Genomic DNA, 24,465 nt, shown 5'->3' on the forward strand with positions numbered 1-24,465 from the left:
CTTTTTTTCAGGCATTGCATCATAGGCAAGTTAGCAGAAAATGCGTAATAGAATTTGTTATAATCTAAGAATATTGTTTTATAAAATATTGAATACTATTTTTAGAATGAACATTTTTATAGTACAAAAATCCCGCCGTTGCCGGCAGTGGAATATGCAGGAAGAATTTTTGTGTATAGCATAATGCAAGCGCCGCTTCGCCTCTGTGCGTGTCTCCACGCACCGGAGCAGCGAGTAGGGCAGCCGTGGTGCGCGAAGGCATGCACCACGGCTGCCCTACTTAAAAAGTATAACAATAATGCGCCTACCAAATCCTTACGCGCGCACTATCCGGCACATACATTTTGTTGCCTGGTTGCAAATGAAAAGCCTGGTAAAAAGCATCTACATTTTGCATTGGTCCGTTTACACGGTACATAGCGGGTGAGTGCACATCGCTCATCAGCTGTGCCCGCAATGCCTCGGGGCGCGATTGATGCATCCAGCCCAAAGCATAACCTAAAAAGAAACGTTGTGCCGGCGTAAGACTGTCTATCATTTTATTTTCTTTGTACTGTTTTGTTTTGGTAAACGCATCCCAGCCCAACAGTACACCACCAAGGTCGGCAATGTTTTCGCCCAGCGTAGCTTTACCATTAATTTTAAAGGTGTCGATCACCTGGAAGCTGTTAAACTGATTAACCATTTTATCTGCCTGCGCTTCAAAACGTTGAGCATCTTCTTTTGTCCACCAGTCGGTAAGATTACCATCTTTATCATAGAGCCTGCCCTGATCGTCAAAGCCGTGCGTTATTTCGTGGCCAATAGTACTGGCACCTGCATAGCCATACGCCACGGCATCATCTATTTGTTCATCAGTAGCACCGGGCACGGTAAACATACCGGCGGGCAGTACAATTTCGTTGTTGCTGGGATTGTAATACGCATTATACGTTTGTGGTGTCATCTCCCACTCATCACGGTCAACGGGCTTGCCCAGTTTATTAAAGTTGTATTGTACCCACCACGCATTTGCATTCATCAGATTTTGCACATAACTTTCACGTCCTATTTGCATAGCACTAAAGTCTTTCCACTTCTCGGGATAGCCAACTTTCTTCTTCATGGCAGCCAATTTTACCAGCGCTTTTTGTTTGGTAGAATCGCTCATCCAGGTAAGATGTTGGATGCGGCTTTTTAACGCTGCGCGAATATCTTCTACCATACTGCTGTAACGCTGTTTTGCTTTTTCGGTAAAAAATTTCTTGACATACAATTGTCCCAAAGGCTCGCCCAGCAGGTTATTTTCGGTAGCAATCACGCGTTTCCAGCGCGGCTTGCGTACTTTGGCGCCATACAATACCTTACTGAAATCGAAGGCTGCCTGCCCGTACACTTCCGGCAATGCCTGGCTGTATTCATCTATCAGGCGAAAGCGGAGATAGGCTTTCCAAACGTCTATGGGCGTGTTTTTGAGCTCAGTTTCCAATGCTTTGTAATATTCCGGCTGATGCACAATCACCGAGTCGGTTGGAGGCACACCCACCATCTGAAAATAACGTACAAACCGGAAGGAAGGCGTTAGCTTATCCAGCGAGCCAACACTCATTTTATAATAATTTTTATACGGGTCGCGCGTGTCTTCCAGTTTACGGTGCGACTCCGCAAGGCTGGTTTCTAAAGCAATGATGTCTGTTGCCAGTTTGTTGGCTTCTGTACTATCGTTACCGCTTAGTTCCAAAAAGCGTTGAATGAACTGATGATAAGCAGCTCTTATATTTTGATAGGTAGTGTCCTGGTTAAAATAATATTCCCGGTCGTCGAGGAACAAGCCGCTTTGCACCAGTTGCAGCGCCATCATGTTGCTGTTTTTATCGTCTTGTGCCACATACATACCTGGCGCTGTGTTTACCCCAATTTTTTCCAACTGCGCCATAGCTGCCGTTAAGGTGGGAATATCTTTTACCGAAGCAATCTGCTGCAGGTAATAGGCTATGGGGCGCAGGCCTCTTCCTTCAATCTTAGTGCTGTCCATCGCTTCGAGCCAAAAGTCACCAATTTTTTGCTGTATAGAGCCAGGTGTTGCCTTGCTTTTTGCTGCTTCTTCGCATATGGTGCGCAGGCGCTTAAGGTTTTCTTCTATCACCAGATTGCCAATGCCCCAGCTTGATTGCTCGTCGGGTATGGGATTAGCTTTTATCCAGCCGCCATTGGCATAGTTAAAAAAGTCGTTGGCAGGACTAACTGATTTATCCAGGTCGGCAACCAATACATCTTTAGATACCGGTTTTGCATCCTGCCTGCAGGCTACGAACAGGAGGCAAAACGAGAGAAATAAAAAACAATTTTTCATAATGCTATGCAATAAAAAACTACAATATAATAAAGGGAAACAAAGTGGCTAAAAATATTACATGCGCGGCAGTGGTTATGTTTTTTCTTTGCTAAAAAAACGAATGCAAGCTTTCAGTACTGTTATTTCCATCCGGTGGGCAGATATTGATGCCAATTTTCACCTGCGGCACAGTGCATACTACGATTTTGGTGCGCAGCATCGTGTGGATATACTGGCGCAGCACGGCTTAACGCTGGCTACTATGCGGGACCTGCATGTTGGCCCGGTGTTGTTTAGAGAAGAATGTGTGTTTAAAAAAGAAATTCATTTAACGGATAAAATAACCATCTCTACCTGTATGGCAAAGATGCGTGCCGATGGTTCGCGCTTTACTATACAGCATTTGTTTACCAATGAGTACGGGCAACGTTGTGCATTGCTTACGGTGGAAGGGGCATGGATAGATACGAGACTCCGCAAACTGGCACACCCTGTGCCGGCCATTATAACGGAAGTAATGAAGCAGTTTCCGAGAGGCGAGGGGTTTGAGGAGGTATGATAGCATTATTGGATTAGGCAGTTCGAAAATACGGCTGATTAGCTGAAGAAGATAAAATGGGGTTGAGTATATTTGGGAGCTGGTGGTCATTAGGAAACACTTCGGTGGTTAAGGACAATCAGCTAAATTTACTTTTAAATAGTTAGTAAATGGAATTTGACCCAAACAATAATGTAATTAACCTCTGTGTTCAAGGCATGGACATGGAAGGAAAAGGTAACCGCGAAGAAGCAAGCAGAATATTTCTTCAAGCCTGGAACGAAGCGACAAACGATTTTGAAAAGTTTACTGCTGCGTATTATGTTGCTCGGCATCAGAAGAATGTTCGCGATAAATTAAAATGGCTCGAAACATCTTTGCAGTTTGCATTAAAAATAAACAACATTACTGTTAAAGGCGCTTTTCCTTCTCTATATTCAAAAATCGCTAAATGCTATGAGGACTTAAGCGACCTTGACAACGCAAAAAAGAATCATGAATTAGCAAATTCGTTCACGGACAATCCGTTTGACGATGGTCCCTTTTATCATGGAACGAAAGCGGATTTGCAGGTTGGCGATTTGCTTACAGCAGGTTCCCTGTCTAATTACAATTCAAAAATCACAATGAATCACATTTATTTCACAGCCCTGGTTAATGGAGCCGGACTTGCCGCAGCATTGGCTAAAGGCGATGGACCTGAGCGTGTTTATATTGTTGAGCCGACGGGAAGTTTTGAAAATGATCCAAACGTTACAGACAAAAAGTTTCCGGGCAATCCAACACGCTCATATCGCAGCAAAGCACCATTGAAAATCGTTGGTGAAGTAACAGATTGGGTGAGACAAACACCAGAGCAACTTCAAAAATGGCGCGAAAAGTTGGCGAATAACAAAGGAGATATTATCAATTAATTTAGAGATTCCAATACCCAACCCAGCTATTGGAAGTAACGTCATTATGATCAGAAATAAAATGCAGACAGTAACGCAAGACATAGAACAACGGACCGCTAATATGAGGTTTTTGCAAATGGGGCACGACGAACAACATTTGAAAAAAGAACAAACAATAAACTTAAAACTTTAAATTGAGCAGCAGTTTCGGGCGAGCATAATGCCGTTTCCCTGCCTTTGCCAAACTTGGTAGCATTGGCTGCTATTTTAATCTGATACCCTGCATAATCAGACCTAGACTTTAAAATAAAGCAGCATTATCCAACAGGAAAAAATCGAAAAGACCTCCATAATTTATCTTTCTTTCCTAACCGAAATGAGCGTTTGTAAAAGGACGGAAACCATTACAAAAAACAATCCTGCATAGAACGAAGCATTTACTTCTTTACTTTCACCAAAAAACAAAAACGCCATAATAATAGCATAAATAGTCTCGAGATTGAAAGTGAGATTAACAGTAAAAGCAGGTATTTTTTTTAATACTTCGGCAAACGAAACATATAAGCCAACCGTACAAAAAAGTGACATCAAAATCAAATAGGCAATATCTTGCAAATTGGGGATAAGACTTTCTATAGGAAAGAAATAGAGATAAACAGGTAGCAGGATACCTAAACCAATTGTTCCGCCAATCATCTGATAATAATTGATGATTTTGCTGTCGTAGTTTCTCACCAATCGTTCATTGTAAATGGTGTAAAGTGAGGCAAAAGCCGATGAAATAATGCCCACTGTAATGCCTAACCGATAAGAAATGTCGAAATGAAAAATCAAACTAATACCCAAGAGTGTCAACGCACTCAACATTAATTCAGAAACTTTAAACCTGGTATTATCAATTAAAGGCTTAAAAACGGCAGTAAAGAAACTCACCAAACAATAACAAACCACACCAATAGAAATGTTTGCATATTTGATGCTTGCATAAAAGAATACCCAGTGTATGGCGATGAGCATCCCGATTTTAGCAATATCAATCTTTTCTTTAGCGGTAATTTTATTGGTTATGCTGAGCAGTTTTACAATCAAAAACAGCATGATGGAAGAAAAGAACAGCCTGTACCAAACTAACAAACCTGCATTTAGAGAAATGAGTTTTCCGAAGATACCTGTAAATCCTGCGAGTATTACAGCAAAGTGTAATAAATAATATGATTTTTTCATTAAAGAACTATCTGTCCGCTCTTATAAGGACAAGACTTTTGATGTTAATATGTAATTGAAACTTTGATGCATAGCAAGAGTGCCAATGAGAGTACGGAGCTATACTTCTTTGAAATTTTGAGGAAATGTCAAAATCTTGGCGGCGGGAGACAACTCTTTCTGTTCATATTTCTTATTACTGGCAGCAAACATAATAAAAAATACCACCACACATAAGGCTGGCATTATGCGGAATAATCCTGAAAGAGGCTGCTAGCTGTGGTTTGCTGCATTGCCGCGAAACCTTCAACGGGGATCCTGCGCTTATATAAAAATGTTCTAAAAGGAAACGAACACAGCATTTCAAAGAGGCATTCTTTTAAGTCTTACTTACTTTTACCATTTTAAAACCTGTCCGATAATTGATAACAACGCTCCTTACTGCATTAGCCGTTTTGTTAAGAATTCTTTCCAACCCGCTCGGCAATGTTTTTCAAAAGCAACTAACTGCAAAAGGTAACCATCCGTTAATCGTCAATTTTCTAACTTATTTTTTACTATCCGTTATTTGCATCTTTATTGCCATCAACGTGCCCTGGAAAGAGTTGCCTAAACAATTTTGGTGGTATTCTATTTTGGGCGGTATAGCCGGTGCATCGGGCAACGGCTTTTTGGTAAAGGCATTGCAGAAAGGTGCATTGTCGGTATTGGGTCCAATCAATGCTTACAAATCAATTGTTGGAATCATCGTAGGCATTTTCCTGCTGGAAGAAATTCCTACTATCTGGGGCATACTCGGCATTTTATTAATCATTTATGGCAGTTATTTCGTGTTGGATACCACCGAAGAACGGTTTTCGTGGGCTTTATTGAAGAAAAAGGAAATACAATTCCGCATTTGGGCAATGATATTGACGGCCATAGAAGCGGTATTTGTAAAGAAAGTGATCCTGGCTTCTTCCACCACTACCGCTTTTATAAGCTGGTGCTTGTTTGGCGCTTTCTTTTCCTTTTTGCTCCTGCTCGTGTACCGGCTGAATGTAAAAAGGGAAATGCAAAAAATACAATACGCCAGTCTTTCCAAATATGCCTTGCTTATCGTTTGTATTGGCACCATGCAGTTTACCACCAATTATGCTTTCGACCACATGCCTGTTGGGTATGCATTAGCACTTTTTCAGTTGTCTATTATTGTAAGTGTGTTGCTTGGGCACCGGATTTTTAAAGAAGCGGATATTCGCAAAAAGCTCATTGGCGCTGCAATTATGATAGCCGGCTCTGTGGTAATTATATTAGTATAGAAGGATTGAAATAGGTGTAAAAAGTGCAGTATTATTGCAGTGGAGGCTTTCAACGGAGATTCGTGCTTGTAGTATAAATCATCTTTCCTGTTCCGCCATTGCCGAAGCGCTCACTTCATTAATCCCGCAATCAAATTGATTGTCAACGCTACCACAAACGTATTCAACCCAAAAGAAAGTAGCTGATGAAAAAGTACCGAGCGGCGGATAAGGCGTGAACTGACTTCCACATCCGATACCTGAAAACAGCAGCCAATTACAAAGGCGAAATATGCAAAATCAATATAGTCCGGCGCTGCATCGCCTGGAAATTCCAGTCCTTTTGCATCTTTAGTATTGTCGTCCGGTGCGTTGTCGTAAAATAGGTGGGCATAGTGAAAGGTATAAGTAGTGTGCACCAAAAACCACGACATTAAAATACCCGCCAGGCAAATCAGTACAAAAGGGGTATTGCCAGATTCATGAAATGCCTTGGAAGTCATTAGCAGCAATACAATGATAAGGCTTGAGAAAGAAAAGAGTACAATCATAATAACCACAAACGTTCTGCTGCCATCGTCCTGCTGGGCGAATTTCCTTATTTGTGGTATGGGGCGCGTACACAAAACAATCCAGTTGAGCAGCAGGTACATACAACCAAATACCAGCCATGCCGTCAGCACATTCAGCAAAGCTGGTTTTTGCTGAGGAACAAACAGGAAAACTACAGCAGCAGACGCTATGCTCCATGCAATACGCTGTAGCGGATGCATTTGTAAAAAGATGTTTCCTGGTTTTTTATGTTGATCATCCGAACGCATGCAGTATTTTCATTTTAAGGCTATCGAAAGTAAATCCAATATAAGGAATGTAAGTCTGAATCGTACGTGCTTCTTTTATAAGGGTAAATCCCCAGCTAAAACGTACCCATACATCCAACATCGAACATCTAAAATCGTACATAAAATCGTACAAGTTAAAAAACTATAAACATTGTATTATGCTTGCTTCCGCCGTTGCAAAAGCGTACCTTTGCGCCCTTATGGAAATTCGCAACATTGCAATCATTGCACACGTTGACCACGGTAAGACTACTTTGGTTGACAGAATCCTGCACGCCACCAAGGTTTTCCGCGACAATCAGGAAACCGGCGAGCTTATTATGGATAGCAACGATCTTGAAAAAGAGCGTGGCATCACCATCTTCAGTAAAAATGCAGCCGTTACTTATAAAGATGTAAAAATTAATGTAATAGATACACCTGGCCACAGCGACTTTGGCGGCGAAGTGGAGCGTGTACTTAAAATGGCTGATGGCGTTTTGCTGCTCGTAGATGCCTTTGAAGGACCTATGCCGCAAACCCGTTTCGTGCTTCAAAAAGCGCTGCAACTGGATTTAAAGCCTATCGTTGTCATCAACAAAGTGGACAAACCTAACTGTCGTCCCGATGAAGTGCATGATGCAGTGTTTGAACTCTTCTTTAACCTCGATGCTACAGAAGAGCAATTGGATTTTCCTACTTTTTATGGTTCCGGCAAAAATGGCTGGTTCAATGATACCCTCACTCCTTCAGAAGACATTACACCATTAATGGATGGCATTTTAAAATATGTGCCGGAGCCCAAGGTAAACGAAGGTCCGCTGCAAATGCAGATTACTTCATTGGATTATTCTTCTTTTCTAGGTCGTATAGCCATTGGGAAAGTAAGCCGCGGAGTGATCAAAGAAAATCAACCGATTGCTTTGATGCAGGCAGATGGCAGTATCAAAAAATCGCGTGTACGGGAATTGTACGTGTTTGAAGGCATGGGCAAGCGCAAAGTGAGCGAAGTAGTAGCCGGTGATTTGTGCGCTGTTGTTGGACTGGAAGATTTTAATATTGGCGATACGATTGCCGACCAGGAAAATCCCGAAGCATTACCGGTAATCAGTGTGGATGAGCCTACCATGAGTATGTTGTTCAGCATTAATAACTCGCCTTTCTTTGGTAAAGATGGCAAGTTTGTAACCAGCCGTCACCTCCGCGACCGCCTGATGAAAGAAACCGAAAAGAACCTTGCTTTACGTGTAGAAGATACCGACAGCGCTGATAGCTTTTTAGTGTACGGTCGTGGTATTTTGCACTTGGGAGTGTTAGTAGAAACGATGCGCCGCGAAGGGTATGAATTAACCGTAGGTCAGCCGCAGGTATTGGTAAAATATATTGATGGCAAAAAAAGCGAACCGTATGAAAACCTGGTAGTAGATGTGCCTGCCGAATTTAGTGGTAAAGTAATAGACCTCGTTACGCAGCGCAAAGGTGAACTGCTGGTAATGGAAACCAAAGGCGAAATGCAGCATCTGGAGTTTGAAATTCCATCGCGGGGCCTGATTGGTTTACGCAGCAACATGCTCACCAATACAGCCGGTGAAGCAGTAATGGCGCACCGTTTTGTCGAATATAAGCCGTGGAAAGGCAACATCCCTGGCAGAAATAACGGGGTATTGATTTCTAAAAATCAGTCGCCTACTACTGCCTACTCCATTGATAAATTACAAGACAGAGGCTCCTTCTTTGTAGATCCGGGAGAAGAGGTGTATGTAGGGCAAATAATAGCCGAGCACATTAAACCGGGCGATTTGGTGGTAAATGCTACCGAAGGTAAAAAACTCACCAACATGCGCGCGAGCGGCAGCGATGACAGTGTGCGTATTGTTCCGAAAATACAAATGACACTGGAAGAATGTATGGAATATATTCAGCAGGATGAATGTATAGAAGTAACACCCAAGCACATCCGTCTCCGCAAAGTAATTCTGGACGAGGAAGAACGCAAAAAAGTGCAAAAAAGCATGAAGACCGAGATGGCTTAATAATTATTGGAATGTATTAAAAGCAAAGTGTAGTGCCATAAACCGTACTGCACTTTTTTTATCTAAAAAACAGGAGAAGGATGACAGTATAGGTTGTTTTTCATCTTTGTGGTAAGTGTTTATAACATATATAAATTTTTGTTGGGTTACAACACAAACATTCAAGATTGATCTTAATCAACAGCATTTTTAATTTATTTACTCCCCTTTAGCGGCTGGAGGCTTTTTCTTAGCTTCGCTGCCATGCAGTTTAAGGATGTGATTGGTCAGCATGCGGTAAAGCAGCACCTGGTAGAGATGCTGCAACATAACCGTTTAAGTCATGCTTTATTGTTTCTGGGTAAAGATGGTAACGGCAACCTGCCTCTCGCACTGGCATTTGCCCAATACATTACCTGCGATAAAGTGCAACATAGAGGCGCATTAAATACAGCCTCGTTGTTTGATGCATTCTCTGGCAACGAGCAACCAGCAACCGGCAACGATCTTCCACAAGATTCCTGCGGCGTGTGCCCTTCCTGCCTTAAGGCAAAGCAGTATGCGCATCCTGATATTCATTATTCTTATCCTGTTATTCCAAAAAAAAGTGGCGACAAGCCCATCAGTGCCGATTACGGGCAGGAATGGCGTGAGTTTTTGCAGGTATATCCTTACGGTAATGTATATGACTGGCTGCAAAATATTGGCGCCGAAAATAAACAGGGCAATATCACCGCAGAAGAATGTAACGACATTATCCGCAAGCTCAACCTCAAAAGTTTTGAAAGCGAATACAAAATACTGGTGCTGTGGATGCCGGAATATTTAGGTAAAGAAGGCAACAAATTATTAAAACTTATTGAAGAGCCGCCGGCAAACACCTTGTTTATTTTGGTAGCAGAAAACGAAGAGCAAATACTACAAACCATCCTCAGCCGTTGCCAACTGGTAAAAATCCCACAGTTGGAAAATGGGGATATAGAAGAGGCATTGCAAACGCGCGGGAATACGCCGCCCGAAACTGCACGGCAGGTAGCTGCTATTGCACAAGGCAACTACCGCGAAGCATTGCAACTGCTGCAACACGCCGAAGAAGACTGGCAAAGCTTTTTAGGCGACTGGCTGAAAGTTATTATCCGCCGCATGTTGCCCGAGCAGCTCAAATGGCTGGATGAAGTAAGCAAGCTGGGACGCGAAAAACAAAAACAGTTTTTGCGTTATTTCAATCATTTGATCGGGCAAAGCATTCGCATAAAGGTGTTGGGCGCCGATAGCCTGCCAATGCCAGAAAAAGAGAAAGATTTTGCACAGCGTATTGGGAAAATTGCTTCGGTAAGTCAGCAATATGCCATCTCCGAAGAACTGGATAAAGCCATTTATTATATCGAGCGCAATGCCCATGCTAAAATGTTATTTCATGCGCTGACAATCAGGCTGTATCATATTATTCAGGACAAAACATTAATTTTGGCGGGTTAGGAAAGAAGCAGCAAGCTGAGCGTGTGTAACAAACAGATTGTATAATAGGGAATAGTAGCTAAAAACAAGGTGGATAACAAGACGGATGTTGGTTGACAATGTAGTGATGTTTTGTTCTTGTTTATTTTATTTTCTGGAGTATTTTATTATTTATAAAAAAGAAAAACGATTGTATTTGCCCGCTTTAGTAAAACCAGGTAAGTGTACACTTATTTGCGAAAGCAGGTGCAATTAAAAACATTCTGTTTTGGCTATACAGTTCTCCCGTCTTTGCCTGTATTCTTCCCCAACGCTCAACATATATATTCTATTTTTAACATTGTAAAACTATTATATAGCAATGGGATGTGGAACTTGTAGTACCGGGAAGCCGGGCGGCTGCAAAAGCAATGGTAGCTGTGGTACCGGTAGCTGCAACCGGATGAATGTGTACGACTGGCTTAAAAATTTGCCGTTTGCCGATTCAGACGGAGGATGTAAGGTGGTAGAAGTGAGTTTTAAGCAAGGCAGCCGCAAAGATTTTTTTAGGAACGTAACCTTGCAGGAATTTGAAAAAGGTGAACTGGTAACACTCGAAGGCGTAAGTGGTTTTGATGTAGGTGAAGTAAGCCTCACCGGCGAACTGGTGCGCCTGCAGATGAAGAAAAAAGGGGTGAACGAAATGAACCCCGATATGAAAAAAATCATTCGCCGCAGTACCGAAAGAGACATTGAACTATATACGCAACAGAAGAGCCGGGAGCCTGAAGCGCTTATGCGCAGCCGTGCCATATCTCGCCAGCTAAACCTCGATATGAAGCTGAGCGAAGTGGAATTTCAGGCAGATGGACGCAAGGCTACCTTTTTTTATACGGCAGATGACCGGGTAGATTTCCGCGAGTTGATAAAAATATTTGCCTCCGAGTTTAAGGTAAAAGTAGAAATGCGGCAGATAGGCATTCGTCAGGATGCCGGTAAAGTAGGTGGAATTGGCAGTTGCGGCCGCGAGCTGTGCTGTTCTACGTGGTTGACCGATTTTAAAAGCGTAACGACCACTGCAGCCCGTTATCAGAATCTATCCATCAATCAAACCAAACTCAGCGGACAGTGCGGCAGGCTGAAGTGTTGCCTCAACTACGAGCTGGATACGTATTTAGATGCGTTACAAGGCTTTCCAAATAACGCCGATACATTGCAAACAACAAAGGGCAATGCTTCGCTGATAAAGAAAGATATTTTCAAAAACCTGATGTGGTACATGCTGCCCGATAGCAGCATGCAATACCCGCTTACCATTGCAAGGGTAAAAGAAATCATCCGCCTCAATGCTAAAGGCGAGCGTGCCGATGATTTGCAGCCGGTTGACCTTACCAGCAATAAGCAAAAAGAAGAAATACCGGCACATGTGGAATTAGTTGGTCAGATAAGCCTGAATACCTTAGAGCGCAACAGCAAAAAGCGTAAAGACAAAGAGCGCGAAATGAAAGGTGGAGAAAGAAAAAACGAGCCGCAACAGCAACGCCGCAGCGAGCAGCAACCACCAAACAAAGGTCAGCAGCTAAAAGGGGAGAAAAAACCCCAACAACAGCAGCGCGCACCAGAAGGCAAACAGCCGCCGTCTAAGCCAAAGTCATTGAATAGCAATAACAGCCAGCAGCAGTTACCCAAAAATAAACCACCAAAACCCAGGCGTGCCAATTCTGGTGGAAATAATCAACAACAGATGCCGCCGCAGCAACCACAGCAAAAACAGCGGCCGCCACAGCAGCGTCCGCAAAACCCGCAATTGCCGCCATCGTCCGAAGGAGAAAACATATATTAATTTTCTTTGGCATAATCTTGGAAAATCCAGTGCTAAATTTCTCGTGTATGAAAAAAAGAATCTTAGCACTGGCATTTTCAAGCGCACTCATGGCAGGTCAAGTGTATGCCCAGACAACTATTTCTTCTACGTCTGTAAATCCTAAAGGAAACCCGGGCGGCATTTACATTAAGGGCGGCGTAAACTTTGCAAACATCTCTACCCAAAATGATGGTTCGTATCGCGATGGCAATATGCTAACCACCTTTAATGCGGGCGTAGTTGCTGATTTGCCTTTATCTCCTTTGCTATCCATACAACCAGGATTGGTACTCAATGGCAAAGGTGCTAAAGTAAGTCACTATTATACGATAGGTGGCGATGTAGCCGCATCGGATAAGTTGAAAATGAATCCTTTATATCTGGAGCTTCCGGTAAACATTGTAGTAAAGCTGCCTGTTACTACCGGCACTAATTTCTTTGTTGGTGCAGGTCCGTATGGTGCTTTGGGTATTGGTGGTAAATACAAAGCAACGGCAACCGTAGCAGGCGCCAGCGGCGAAACCACCCGCAACATCAAGTATGGCAGCAGCAACGATGACGATTTAAGGCGTTTTGACTATGGTGTGAATGCATTGGCAGGAGTAGAAATTGACCGCGTAATGCTGGGTGTAAACTACGGTTTTGGTTTGTCCAAAATTGTCCCCAATGCCGATGATTTCAGAAACGATAAAAACAAGTATCGCGTGCTGAGCGTGAATGTTGGCTTTAGATTTTAAAAATTTTTAACATTTGTAAAAATCAGTAATAAGAGGCTGCCAAAGGCAGCCTCTTATTTATTTTTTTTTAATTTAAATAAAAATTTAATGAGAGCAATTATGTGTAAAATGTAGGTTTGCTTTCAAAACCATGCTAATGCGCTTAAAGATGAAAATGGGTATCCTGATTGCCCTTTGTGTTTTATTTTCTAATATAACACATGCCCAAACCCTAACCAATACAATTGCTCTACAAAGCGATACAATAGAAGTAGAAGCAAAGTTTCCCGGAGGTGCTGCAGGCTGGGCAAGCTACCTGCAACATAACCTAAGAGCCGAAGTTGGTGCCGAAAACCTCAAAGTAAAAAGGCATCATACAGTAAGGCAGACTGTACTTGTTTCTTTTTTGGTAAATAAAGAAGGTAAAATATCGGAAGTAACGGTTGTCAATCCTAAGGAAGTACATCCGGCACTGGCAGCAGAAGCGATGCGGGTGATAAAAGAAGGACCAGATTGGTCGCCTGCCACCATCAACAGCGTACCGGTTATATATCGTCAAATGCAATCCATAACGTTTGAAGTTTCTGCTGAATAGCATGCTTTTAGAAGTTTACACCGGCAAATAGTTCAATATAAGCGTAACAGCCCGAAGCATTTAAAGCTCATAATGTTATTTATATTTTGTGCAATTCTGTCTTGCCGGAAGACCTACTTCTTTATACCTTTGAATTCTACAAAAAGCAGTTACAGTTACAACCGCATGTGATCCGGTGTCCAATGTCTAATAGCTTTCTTGATATCTTTCGACGATAAGGATTCATTGATTGTTCGCCCCACCAAGTCCGGTAATTCCTCATCCGATGCAAAGCGCAAAGCTGCAATTTGATCAAAAGATAATTGCTGTTCCAGCGGTTCAAATCTTTTTTGCGTAAGCACATAATACCGCAGTCGCATTTCTAAACGAACAATACGGTTTTGATTGCCCAAGGCATAATGCTGCCGCAACATAAAAGAGAGCCAGATAATAAGAATAAGTATAGCAGTAATAAAAGCAAACTGCAACTGCTGAAAAGGATACTTAAATATGCATATCGCACTGGCTATAGCAAGTACAAATGCAATTGGATAAAAGACAAAATGATGTGCCGGATAAAAACGGATGTGGTTCTTATAGTTTTGTTCTTTCATTTGTTAAAGATAACAGGACTTGTGTAAAAATGAATGGCATGTCTAATCCTTCTCCACGCGCGGAGAAGGGTAAGGGATGAGGTATTTATATTTGCCTTCTTATGACAGGCATAGACAGTGTTGTACTAAAGCAGGCAATTATTCACAAAGTAGGTAATCCTACACGCGGCGAAGAACTGAAACTTTCTGCGAATCAGCTTACGCTTAACGATGAGATAGTAAGAGGCTTGCTCACCAAATACTTTTTAAATTCTTTCAACGAGCACGAGCAATATCATTTTACACACATCAGCGATGTAGCGCTGAATGAAGTGTACAATTATGTATCCAGCATTTTTGATAATCCGAAAAGTTTCGAAGCACAGAGTGCTTTACTGGCGCAATTTCTTTATGCAAAGAGCACGCACGCTAAAGTAAAAGAAGGCGAACTGTATGTAGTGCATTTTGGGGAGGTGCCTTTTGGTGCAGAATATATAGAAGCGGTAGGTATTTTTAAAAGTGAGACCCGCGAAACCTTTCTAAAAGTTTTTCCGCACGGGCAAAGCCTTGAAGTGGCTGCCGAAGATGGGATTAACATCAATAAACTGGATAAAGGTTGTTTGGTATTTAAAGAAAACCGTGCAGATGGTTATGTGGTGTGTGTGGTAGATGCCACCAATAAACAACAGGATGCGCAATATTGGGTAAACGATTTTTTGCAGGTAACACCTTATGCGGATAGCTATCACAACACCGATAAAGCAATGGGTATGTGCAAACTCTTTATCTCCAATGAGATGCAGGAGAAATTTGTGGTAAATAAAAGTGACCAGATTGACATGCTCAACCGCAGCATGGATTATTTTAAAACCAAAGAGCAGTTTAACATGGATGAATTTGCACAGGAAGTGATGTATCATCCTGAAGTGATTGATGCGTTTACGCAATACAAGCAAACGTATCAGCAGGCAAAGGGGGTACATATTGAGGATGAATTTGACATCCATTTATCTGCTGTAAAAAAGCAGGAGCGTGTGTATAAAAGTGTGCTAAAGTTGGATAAGAATTTTCATATTTATATACACGGGAGAAAAGATTTGATAGAGCGTGGCTATGATGATTTGACAGGCAAAAACTATTATAAGTTGTACTTTGATGAGGAATCGTAACAGACAAATTACTCCGGCGCGTGTCTTCACGTGCCGGAGTAAAGAATGCATTATATTATACTTCATCAAAATAAAAATAATTCTATAACGAACTGCTTTTTTGCTGGTTACCTGTTGTCTTTTAATCTTGCCGGAAGATCTGTAATGCTCGTCCGTATTTTGATAACGCATGCCACTGCCAAAGCCGCCTGCATAATCATAGTGCCCGCTGGCTGCACCTAAATCTTCAGGAGCAGCTATCTTACTTTTATCTACATTTATCTGGTTGGCAATACCTAGCTTTTATTGCTAACTCAAATTAAAGTCGCGGTTCTTTTGTGCATCCCTGCTTTTGGCTGTATTTTCAGCACTGCTACCTTGTGCTATCTGTGATTTGTGTTCGGTTGTATGATTTATAGGAATATTTAAAAAAATGCGTTACAACGATGCTATCATTGGAAAGCAGCATACACATTTTATACCTTACATTTAACGTTCGTAGACAGCATTTCTATTGATGAAATATCTCTTTTGCCTTGGCATTTTTTGCTTAATGGTTTTTGCTTCTTTTGCACAGCCATTGCACATAGCCGTTGCGGCGAATGCGCAGTTTGTTGCTGCCAAGCTAAAGGACGCATTTACAAAAGAAACCGGCATTACGGCTAAGCTGATAATTAGCTCTTCCGGCAAACTAACCGCTCAAATAAAGCAAGGTGCACCCTTTAATGTGTTCCTTTCTGCCGATATGAAGTATCCGCAGGAGTTGTATAGCAAAGGTTTAACTACAGCCAGGCCGCAGGTGTATGCGTATGGCGCTTTGGTATTGTGGACATTAAAAAATATAGATCTAAATAAAGGTTTATCCATTTTATTGGATAATAACGTGCAGAAAATTGCCGTTGCCAACCCCAAACTGGCACCTTACGGTGAAGCTGCTATTCAGGCATTAACAAAGCAACATTTACTACCATCCCTACAACAAAAAATAGTATATGGAGAAAACATTGCACAGGTGAACCAATACGTACTAAGCGGCGCTGCTGATGTAGCTTTCACAGCAAAATCGGTAGTGCTCGATTCGGCAGTAAGCGGCAAAGGCAAATGGATAGAAGTGAATCAAAACTGGCACAGTTCCATTGCGCAAGGTGCGGTTGTTATTAAGCAATCAAATGCGGCGCAGATGCGTGCAGCCAATCAATTTTACCAGTTTTTATTTAGTAAAAAAGCCAAGGATATTTTAGAAAAGTATGGATATAGGTAATATTAACTGTACAAGTTTTAAAGTATAAAATTTTATGGATATATGAATCCTGACTGAAAGATAAGGTTGACAATGAATAGTAGTAATTTTTAATTATTTATAGCAGTACAATCCTCACATCGTAAATCGTACATCAAAATGTCTATTGACTGGCAGCCATTTTTATTAACCTTGCAATTAGCACTGGCTACTACCTTAATTTTGTTCGTCATTGGCATACCGCTGGCTGCTTTCTTAGCATTTACGCGCTTCCGCTTCAAAGCCATACCTGAAGCAATTATTGGTTTGCCATTGGTATTGCCGCCTTCCGTTTTGGGCTTTTATCTATTGCTGTTGCTGAGTCCCGCAAGTGTATTTGGGCATTGGTTAGATACCTGGTTTAATGTGCGGTTACTGTTTACCTTCTGGGGATTAGTTGCAGGATCTGTTATTTACAGTTTGCCTTTTATGGTACAGCCGGTGCAGGCAGGTTTGCAATCGTTACCCCTTAGTCTGCGGCACGCTTCTTATACATTAGGAAAATCGCGTTGGCAAACATTTATACATGTTTTATTACCTAATATAAAACCCTCCTTAATTACCGGTATTGTATTATCATTCGCACATACCATTGGCGAGTTTGGACTGGTGCTCATGATTGGCGGCAACCTGCCCGGTAAAACACAAACTGCTTCTATTGCTATTTACGACGAAGTAGAATCGCTAAACTATGCCACTGCGCATGTGTATGCTGCTATTTTGCTGCTCTTTTCTTTTGCTATCTTGCTGCTCGTTTACAGCATTCGTAAAAAGCTGCAGGGCAGCATTACCGGTTTATGATAAGGATTAATATTACCAAACAATTACGGCTTGCCCACGAAAACACGCAGCTTTCTATTGGTACAACTATTCCATCCAACACCATAACTGCTATATACGGCCCCAGCGGTGCCGGTAAGACAACCTTACTGAAAATTTTAGCGGGACTTGTGCAGCCGGAACAGGGAGCAGTAGAGGTAAACGGTCGTATTTGGCTCGATACTGCTCGCCGGGTATGCCTGCCACCGCAGCAACGAAGCATTGGCTTTGTATTTCAGGAATATGCGCTGTTCCCGCACATGACAGTGCAGCAAAACCTGCAATTTGCAGCGGGTAAAAACGGAGATAAAAGTTATATAGATAAATTACTGCATTTAGTAAAAATGGAAGCATTCATCCATGCAAAACCTTCGCAACTTTCCGGCGGGCAGCAGCAGCGCATAGCACTTATTCGCGCACTGGTACGCAAGCCGCAATTATTATTGCTGGATGAGCCATTATCGGCACTGGATGATGCTATGCGGCACGAATTGCGCACCGAGTTATACCACATCCAGCAGCAACTGCAAATCACTACTTTGCTGGTAAGCCACGATATTAGCGAAGTATATACCCTGGCTTCCAATCTTATCCATTTAGAGCATGGCAAGGTAGTTTTTCAAGGAGAGCCGCAGCAACTGTTTGGGGCAGCCAGCCTCAGCAGCACACTGCAACTCACCGGCGAGGTGCTGCAAGTCATTCCTGATGGCGCCATATATACTGTTGAAGTGCTAACAGGTAAAAATATTATTCGTGTAACCGCCGGCGAACATGACATAGCAAAGCTGCAAACTGGCGATAAAGTATGCTTATTTGTAAAAGCATATACTATTGCATTGAAGAAAATGAACGGGTGAACTTTTTTGATAAAACATACCCATCAACTATATGTATGTTTTTATCTATATACTATTAGAATATAAATGTCAATTCCTTTTACTTTATTTGCATCTACGATGCAGTAGGCACGATTTAATCTTTCCATTTTAAGACTGCTTTTCCAATTCTGGTACTATAATCGGGCAACGGTTTCTTCTAACTTATTCATTATCAATTTTTATAATAGCTGGCATTGTGATTGTTTTTTATTATGCGTACTAATCATTAAATCAAAGGTGAGTATATCTATACTGTGCTTTCTTATTAGTGCCACCCAATTTTCCAAAAACTTGCTTATGAGGTGTAAACCTCTTTAAGCCTTTCATAGAGCACAGGCGGTTATTTGTGGGGATACCGTCTGGCTCTTGAAAGTTTTTACTCTCTGCAACCGCTTTCTCCAGCTCTCGTTTTTTGTCACTTTTTTCTTTTGTTGGTTTGGTAAAATATAAGTTGTGCTATGCTGCGCCGTAGTGTTTGCTACTGTTGCTTGCAGTAAAACCTCACAGCTTGTTATTGTCTCTAATAGAGAAAGGAAGTATCAATAAGGTAAAAATTATGGCTGTTTGGTTAAGCCATGGTGTTTGTACAAAAATTTTTTTAAAAATTTTTTATTCCTCTTTAAGAGTTAGAGATAGCTGTAACCATAAGTGCTGCGCCACTTGCTGTAATATTTATATTTTGTATAACTATATGATAATTAGCTGCATTTGGTACTTTATTTAAGTGTGTAGAATATCTTTTACCAAGGCGTGGCCACATTGCAAAATGGCGAACTGTGCCCGCTTGCACCCGGTTTGCCGGTAATTGGCATATTGCAAAGCAATCTTGTCACACTTTTTGGATTATGCTGTTTATATCCTACTTAATAACTGCTTAATATGACCGAAACAGAACGAACTAAACTGTTAAAGCTCGAACTATTGTTCTGGGGCTTTTGGAAGGAACAAGGAAATCATCAAACGTATGCTTTCATGCCCAATTCGCTAAGACCTTCTGCGCACAATAAAGCCGATCTGCTTATTAAAAGCGATGATAACAGCTTGCTGGTAGTAGATAAATACCAGTTGTGTGTAGAAGGCAACCTGAGTATTTTGAAACTTAGTAACAACGAATTTTATCTTAAAAAGGTATCAGAAAATAACAACCGTGTAGTGCTTACACTGGAAGATACCGACGGCAAAATATTAGTGTTTGAGAATGTAACTGTAACGCAGCCCGAACTGTTGTATTCTGTAAATTGATCTACTTAGCAGATTTGATTCTACGGATTTACAACCTTTGTTTTGCTGTACAGCAAAAAGTGTTGTATGGGCAAAAATTCTCCCTGGTAAGACAACGTAAATCCATTTACCGCCATTTCTTTATTCAATTGAGCCACTGTAGTTTTATGCAGTGGCTTTATTGCTAATACCGTGTCTTCGCCACGATATTCAATCAGCAACAACTTGCCCTTACTAGTAAGTGCCTGCCGCAACGACTGCAATATTTCCTGCGGATGTTGCAACTCGTGATATACATCTACCATAATGGCAAGGTCAATACTATCGGGCGGTAAATTGGTGGTAGTATCAGTGCCTTTTACAACTATTACATTAGCCGCTTTTTCTTTCTGCTTTCGTTCCCGTAGCAATCTTAGCATTTCATCCTGAATATCTACTGCATACACTTTTCCGCGCGGTACTTTAGCTGCAATTTTAAAAGTGTAATAACCCGTGCCTGCACCTACATCGGCTACTACATCGCTGTCCTGTAAGTTCATTTTGTTAACAGCAAATGCCGTATTTTCTTCCTGCTGCCTTTCGCTTCTTTCCAGCCAGGAGGCACCCGCTGCGCCCATTACCTGCGCTATTTCGCGACCATAATAAAACTTACCCGTGCCATCCGGCGAAGGTGTAGCATACGTATAAACAGCCGATGATTTTATTTTATCAGTTGCTTGTTGTGTTTGCGACTGGCATTTGCCAAAACAAAAACACATGGCTATACAGGCAACATACAATAGTAGCTTCATTTTAAAACAAGTATTCAAAAATAATCAACATACCTGCGTTGTTGCAGTATTTTAATAAAGATGTATTACATGGCAAGCGAAAAGTGTCCATTTTTTTATGCACGTCTATGTGCGTTCTTTCGCCAATCTTGTTCTGTTATACACGTTATTACCATAAATTTCGTTATTCCCTTAAGTTTGTTAACCAGAACTATTATGGCAAACCGATTAAAAAAGAAGACTGTACCACCACCTGATCCTGCGGAACTGAAGCCTGAGAAAGAGGAACAGATAAGCATACAGGAAGTTGCAAAAGACGACCGTACCAAAAAAATAATTGGTGCGGTAAGCCTGCTTATTTGCTTGTTTTTGTTTATTGCTTTTACTTCTTATTTATTTACCTGGCAAGACGATCAGGACAAAGTGCAGCAATTTGGCGTCAGGATTTTCAGTACTGCCGATGTTAAAGTAAATAATTTATTGGGTGTGCTCGGCGCTTATGCAGCACATAACCTGATGAGTTATGGTTTTGGCTTGGCGGCTTACCTGTTTTGTACGTTCTTTTTTGTGCTGGGCATCAATTTGCTGTTTGGCAAAAAAGTATTCAGTCTTTTACGCAATTTGAAGTATATGCTGTTTGGCTTGCTGGTCATCAGCGTAGCGCTTTCGTTTTTTACCGCAGGCAGCACTTTCTCCTGGGGCGGTGCTACCGGCGAACTGATCGAGCAATGGTTTGTAAAATGGATTGGTAAAGTAGGCACCGGCGCCTTGCTTTCGCTGGCGGTATTCAGCTATTTCGTGTGGCGGTTCAATCCCACTTTTCATTTACCGGCAAGGAAAAAAATTGTGAAACAGGTGATACCTGAAATGCCACAGGCAAACCAACAAACTGAGCCTGCAACGGAAGCAAAGCTTTTTATGGAAGAAACCACGTCAACATCCAATAAGCTAAAGCAAAAAGGACAGCGTGTAACGGTGGTAATGCCTAAGCAGGAAGAGCCGGTGAATGATCCGATGAACGAAATGGCTTTGATAGAAAAGGAAGATGGTATTACAAACAGAGATGATTCTGGTAAGAGGGCTGATCTTGCTGATGTAGTGAATGAAGCTGCAATTCCTTTTGAAATAAATAAATCGGCGCTTACCATAAATGATCTGTATGCAGATAAGGAAATAAACTTTGATGAGCAGGAAGAGGAAGCAGAAATTCCATTAGAAGCAGAAGAAATGACAATTGATGAACTGCCTACTTTTTACGAGCCAATACCTAAAAAAAATACGGCTTCAACAGAAGTAAAAAAGCCGGTTTTAGGTGCACCGGCATTGGAGATAAAAGAGGCGCTGGATAATGAAAGCGCCGAAGAATCTATAGCTGCGGCAGCAACAACAGCGGCGCCCGTTCCCAAAGCAGACTACGACCCGTCTCTTGATTTGCGCGATTATAAATATCCAACATTAGACTTATTAGAAACACACGGCAGCGAAAAAATAGTACACGATGCCGAAGAACTGGAAGCTAACAAAAACCAGATTATTGAAACGCTGAAGAACTATGATATAGACATTCAGCGTATTGCTGCAACGGTGGGTCCAACCGTTACTTTATACGAAATTGTGCCTGCTCCCGGTGTGCGCATCAGCCGCATCAAAAACCTGGAAGATGACATTGCGTTGAGTCTGGCTGCTTTAGGCATTCGCATTATTGCGCCTATTCCTGGCAAAGGTACCATTGGTATAGAAGTGCCCAACGTACGCAAAACAGTAGTGAGTATGAAAACTTTACTGGCTTCTGAAAAATTTCAGAACAATAACTATTCATTACCCATTGCTATTGGAAAAAAAATAGACAACGAAAACTTTATTGTGGATCTTGCCTCCATGCCGCACCTGCTGATGGCTGGTGCTACAGGGCAGGGTAAATCGGTTGGTATAAATACCCTGCTTGTTTCATTGTTGTATAAAAAACATCCTTCGCAACTCAAGTTTGTGTTAGTGGACCCAAAAAAGGTAGAGTTGAGTTTATACCGGGTAATAGAAAAACATTTCTTAGCCAAATTGCCTGGCGAAGAAGAATCAATTATTACGGATACCAAAAAGGTAATTTATACACTCAATGCCTTGTGTATTGAAATGGATAACCGCTACGATTTGCTGAAAGAAGCGGGTTGCCGCAACATTAAAGAATATAACGAAAAGTTTATAAAACGCAAGCTGAACCCGCAGAAAGGGCACCAGTTTTTACCATTTATTGTGCTGGTGGTAGATGAGTTTGCCGACCTCATTATGACTGCCGGTAAAGAAGTGGAAATGCCCATTGCACGGCTTGCACAATTGGCGCGTGCGGTAGGTATTCACTTAATTATTGCTACGCAGCGCCCTTCGGTAAATATTATTACGGGTACCATCAAAGCCAACTTTCCGGCACGTATTGCATTTAAGGTTTCTTCTAAAATAGACAGCCGCACCATTTTAGATGCCGGCGGCGCCGAGCAACTGATTGGTAAAGGTGATATGTTGATTAGCTACAATGGCGATATAACACGCCTGCAATGCGCTTTTGTAGATACGCCCGAAGTAGAGCAAGTGGCAGCGTTTATTGGCTACCAGGAAAACTTTCCCGAGCAATATTTTTTACCAGAGTTTGAAGATGAAAAAGAGCTTGCAGGAAAGGATTTTGACGCAAGCGACCGTGACCCTTTGTTTGAAGATGCAGCCAAGCTGATTGTCGCTAATCAAATTGGCAGCACCTCACTCATTCAACGCAAAATGAAGCTGGGCTACAACCGTGCCGGCCGCCTGATGGACCAATTGGAAGCAGCCGGTATTGTAGGTAAAAACGCAGGCAGCAAAGCCCGCGAAGTGTTGGTAAAAACGGATGGCGAGTTATTTGAGATATTAGAAATGATGCAATAGAAAAGTTGATTCAATACTGAATAACAGTATGTAAAATTTCAATTTGCTGCATCTGAATGGAAAATGTGTTATGAAACCGCTGGTTGTTTTTAGTATATTATTCCTGCTTTTTGCATGTAAAAATAACAACCGCGAAAAAGCAGCATTTCCTGCATTAAATAAAGAGGATAGTTTGCTTCGGGTACTCACGTATGGATTATCAGACTGTCCGGGAGGAGCGGCTGATGTTTTTGTTGCAAAGCAATAAGGCTTTTGTTATTATCCGGTTAGCGGCTGTGTGCTCACCAAAAAATTGTTGGATAGCATAGATAAGAAAAATGAGAAAGTATATCAAATGCTTGTTGAGGAGTATGGTGCTAACTGGAAACAACAGTACACCAAAAAGGTAGATTCACTTACCGTTTTGCTAAAGCAGGTAAAAGAAATAGTAAGTAAGCAGCCGCTGGTGCAACAAATCAATCATCAGCATGCAGGTGGCTTATATTATCATATAGCTCCTGCAGATACTGCAAACATTTTTAATGTTCAGACTTTCAATTCTGCCACCAACAATTCTTCTTATATATTTAAAGTCAATCTTCAAACCCGGCAGGTTGAACGTGTAAACTAAAAGACTGCCTACATTTGCGCATTATTAAAATTCTCCGGCTGCCGCCTGAGCTATGAGCTTATGAAACTCATCAAATTAGCAATCATTAGTTTTATTGTTTTATTCGTCATTATTACAGCTATTGGGTTGCTGTTGCCAGCTACTGTAAGAGTTACGCGCAATATTACTATTCATGCAACGCAGGATACATTGTACCATTACATCAGCGATGTAAAGTACTGGAAGCTGTGGATGGAAGGTGCAAAGAGCGGTACGGTTACATTTATTTCGAAGAAAACAGCCGGTGCCGGCACTAAAGCATTGATTGGCAACCAACGGGTGGATATTACAAAAGCTACAAAAAAGGAAGTAGTTACCGTATGGCAAAACAGCAACGAGCGCTATCAAACAGGCATTTTTCAGTTAGTGGAAGATAGTACAACGGGCAGTACCAACCTTAACTGGTATTTTGAGCAAAAACTCAACTGGTACCCGTGGGAACGCATTTCGGCAATCGCTAACGATAAAATAATTGGTCCAGGCATGGAACAAAGTCTGGATAATTTAAAAGCTATTTTTGAAGGGGTGAAATAATACCGG

At 41.7% G+C, this 24,465-nt stretch carries 21 protein-coding genes and 1 pseudogene; 17 read left to right on the forward strand and 5 right to left on the reverse strand.

The genetic code is table 11. The features are described 5' to 3' along the window. Positions 1–304 precede the first annotated feature (304 nt). Positions 305–2,332, reverse strand: a complete 2,028-nt coding sequence (locus FC093_RS07090) for a M13 family metallopeptidase (RefSeq protein ID WP_137261055.1) — start codon at positions 2,330–2,332, stop codon at positions 305–307. 103 nt (positions 2,333–2,435) lie between these two features. Here FC093_RS07090 and FC093_RS07095 point away from each other — a divergent pair, with 103 nt between their 5' ends. Together FC093_RS07095 and arr are read left to right on the forward strand one after the other, a co-directional pair. Further along, positions 2,436–2,873, forward strand: a complete 438-nt coding sequence (locus FC093_RS07095) for an acyl-CoA thioesterase (RefSeq protein WP_137261056.1) — start codon at positions 2,436–2,438, stop codon at positions 2,871–2,873. Between the two features lie 515 nt (positions 2,874–3,388). Next, positions 3,389–3,766 (forward strand): annotated as a pseudogene (gene arr / locus FC093_RS24580) (NAD(+)--rifampin ADP-ribosyltransferase); the annotation flags it as partial. A 336-nt stretch (positions 3,767–4,102) separates the two neighbouring features. Here arr and FC093_RS07105 read toward each other — a convergent pair. After that, positions 4,103–4,972 (reverse strand): DMT family transporter, encoded by an 870-nt coding sequence (locus FC093_RS07105; protein ID WP_137261058.1) that lies wholly within the window; start codon positions 4,970–4,972, stop codon positions 4,103–4,105. A gap of 401 nt (positions 4,973–5,373) precedes the next feature. On the opposite strand from FC093_RS07105, the gene FC093_RS07110 reads away from it, so the two are divergent. Continuing rightward, a complete protein-coding gene (locus FC093_RS07110) occupies positions 5,374–6,252 on the forward strand; it encodes an EamA family transporter (protein WP_137261059.1) in 879 nt (292 codons plus the stop codon). Positions 6,253–6,362: 110 nt separating this feature from the next. Here FC093_RS07110 and FC093_RS07115 read toward each other — a convergent pair whose 3' ends face one another. Then, positions 6,363–7,052 carry a DUF1345 domain-containing protein gene (locus FC093_RS07115; protein WP_137261060.1) on the reverse strand — a complete coding sequence of 230 codons (690 nt, stop codon included), beginning with the start codon at positions 7,050–7,052 and terminating at the stop codon, positions 6,363–6,365. 179 nt (positions 7,053–7,231) lie between these two features. Here FC093_RS07115 and typA point away from each other — a divergent pair, with 179 nt between their 5' ends. The 5 genes from typA to FC093_RS07140 all read left to right on the forward strand — a co-directional run bounded on the left by typA (position 7,232) and on the right by FC093_RS07140 (position 13,676). Further along, positions 7,232–9,085 (forward strand): translational GTPase TypA, encoded by a 1,854-nt coding sequence (typA, locus tag FC093_RS07120; RefSeq protein WP_449404366.1) that lies wholly within the window; start codon positions 7,232–7,234, stop codon positions 9,083–9,085. A 243-nt stretch (positions 9,086–9,328) separates the two neighbouring features. After that, the gene (locus FC093_RS07125; RefSeq protein WP_137261061.1) at positions 9,329–10,543 is read left to right on the forward strand and encodes a DNA polymerase III subunit; all 1,215 of its coding nucleotides are present in this window, start codon (positions 9,329–9,331) and stop codon (positions 10,541–10,543) included. Between the two features lie 340 nt (positions 10,544–10,883). Further along, entirely contained in the window at positions 10,884–12,344 is a 1,461-nt protein-coding gene (ricT, locus tag FC093_RS07130) for a PSP1 domain-containing protein (RefSeq protein ID WP_170971017.1), read from the forward strand. A gap of 47 nt (positions 12,345–12,391) precedes the next feature. Next, positions 12,392–13,102 carry a porin family protein gene (locus FC093_RS07135; protein ID WP_137261062.1) on the forward strand — a complete coding sequence of 237 codons (711 nt, stop codon included), beginning with the start codon at positions 12,392–12,394 and terminating at the stop codon, positions 13,100–13,102. Between the two features lie 136 nt (positions 13,103–13,238). Next, positions 13,239–13,676 (forward strand): energy transducer TonB, encoded by a 438-nt coding sequence (locus FC093_RS07140; protein WP_170971018.1) that lies wholly within the window; start codon positions 13,239–13,241, stop codon positions 13,674–13,676. Between the two features lie 155 nt (positions 13,677–13,831). On the opposite strand, the gene FC093_RS07145 is transcribed toward FC093_RS07140, so the two are convergent. After that, on the reverse strand, positions 13,832–14,269 hold the full coding sequence (locus FC093_RS07145) for a DUF6526 family protein (RefSeq protein WP_137261064.1): 438 nt from the start codon (positions 14,267–14,269) through the stop codon (positions 13,832–13,834). 101 nt (positions 14,270–14,370) lie between these two features. Between FC093_RS07145 and FC093_RS07150 the strand changes: the two genes are divergently transcribed. The 5 genes from FC093_RS07150 (at position 14,371) to FC093_RS07170 (ending at position 19,614) form a co-directional block, all read left to right on the forward strand. Then, a complete protein-coding gene (locus tag FC093_RS07150) occupies positions 14,371–15,417 on the forward strand; it encodes a nucleoid-associated protein (RefSeq protein ID WP_137261065.1) in 1,047 nt (348 codons plus the stop codon). 496 nt (positions 15,418–15,913) lie between these two features. After that, entirely contained in the window at positions 15,914–16,657 is a 744-nt protein-coding gene (modA, locus tag FC093_RS07155) for a molybdate ABC transporter substrate-binding protein (protein ID WP_137261066.1), read from the forward strand. A gap of 138 nt (positions 16,658–16,795) precedes the next feature. Then, positions 16,796–17,476 carry a molybdate ABC transporter permease subunit gene (modB, locus tag FC093_RS07160; RefSeq protein WP_137261067.1) on the forward strand — a complete coding sequence of 227 codons (681 nt, stop codon included), beginning with the start codon at positions 16,796–16,798 and terminating at the stop codon, positions 17,474–17,476. Continuing rightward, positions 17,473–18,351, forward strand: a complete 879-nt coding sequence (locus FC093_RS07165) for an ATP-binding cassette domain-containing protein (RefSeq protein ID WP_137261068.1) — start codon at positions 17,473–17,475, stop codon at positions 18,349–18,351. Before modB ends, FC093_RS07165 begins: the two co-directional genes overlap by 4 nt. Before the next feature lie 900 nt (positions 18,352–19,251). Further along, on the forward strand, positions 19,252–19,614 hold the full coding sequence (locus tag FC093_RS07170) for a hypothetical protein (protein WP_137261069.1): 363 nt from the start codon (positions 19,252–19,254) through the stop codon (positions 19,612–19,614). A gap of 20 nt (positions 19,615–19,634) precedes the next feature. Here the strand turns inward: FC093_RS07170 and FC093_RS07175 are convergent, their stop codons facing one another. Further along, the gene (locus FC093_RS07175; RefSeq protein WP_170971019.1) at positions 19,635–20,384 is read right to left on the reverse strand and encodes a class I SAM-dependent methyltransferase; all 750 of its coding nucleotides are present in this window, start codon (positions 20,382–20,384) and stop codon (positions 19,635–19,637) included. Between the two features lie 195 nt (positions 20,385–20,579). On the opposite strand from FC093_RS07175, the gene FC093_RS07180 reads away from it, so the two are divergent. From FC093_RS07180 to FC093_RS07190, 4 genes are all read left to right on the forward strand, one after another. Next, positions 20,580–23,276 (forward strand): FtsK/SpoIIIE family DNA translocase, encoded by a 2,697-nt coding sequence (locus FC093_RS07180; protein WP_137261070.1) that lies wholly within the window; start codon positions 20,580–20,582, stop codon positions 23,274–23,276. A 70-nt stretch (positions 23,277–23,346) separates the two neighbouring features. Then, on the forward strand, positions 23,347–23,523 hold the full coding sequence (locus FC093_RS23700; protein ID WP_170971020.1) for a hypothetical protein: 177 nt from the start codon (positions 23,347–23,349) through the stop codon (positions 23,521–23,523). A 30-nt stretch (positions 23,524–23,553) separates the two neighbouring features. After that, entirely contained in the window at positions 23,554–23,886 is a 333-nt protein-coding gene (locus FC093_RS07185; RefSeq protein WP_137261071.1) for a hypothetical protein, read from the forward strand. 60 nt (positions 23,887–23,946) lie between these two features. Then, a complete protein-coding gene (locus tag FC093_RS07190) occupies positions 23,947–24,459 on the forward strand; it encodes an SRPBCC family protein (protein WP_137261072.1) in 513 nt (170 codons plus the stop codon). Positions 24,460–24,465: the final 6 nt, after the last annotated feature.

Source organism: Ilyomonas limi, assembly GCF_005233845.1.
Classification (GTDB): Bacteria; Bacteroidota; Bacteroidia; order Chitinophagales; family Chitinophagaceae; genus Ilyomonas; species Ilyomonas limi.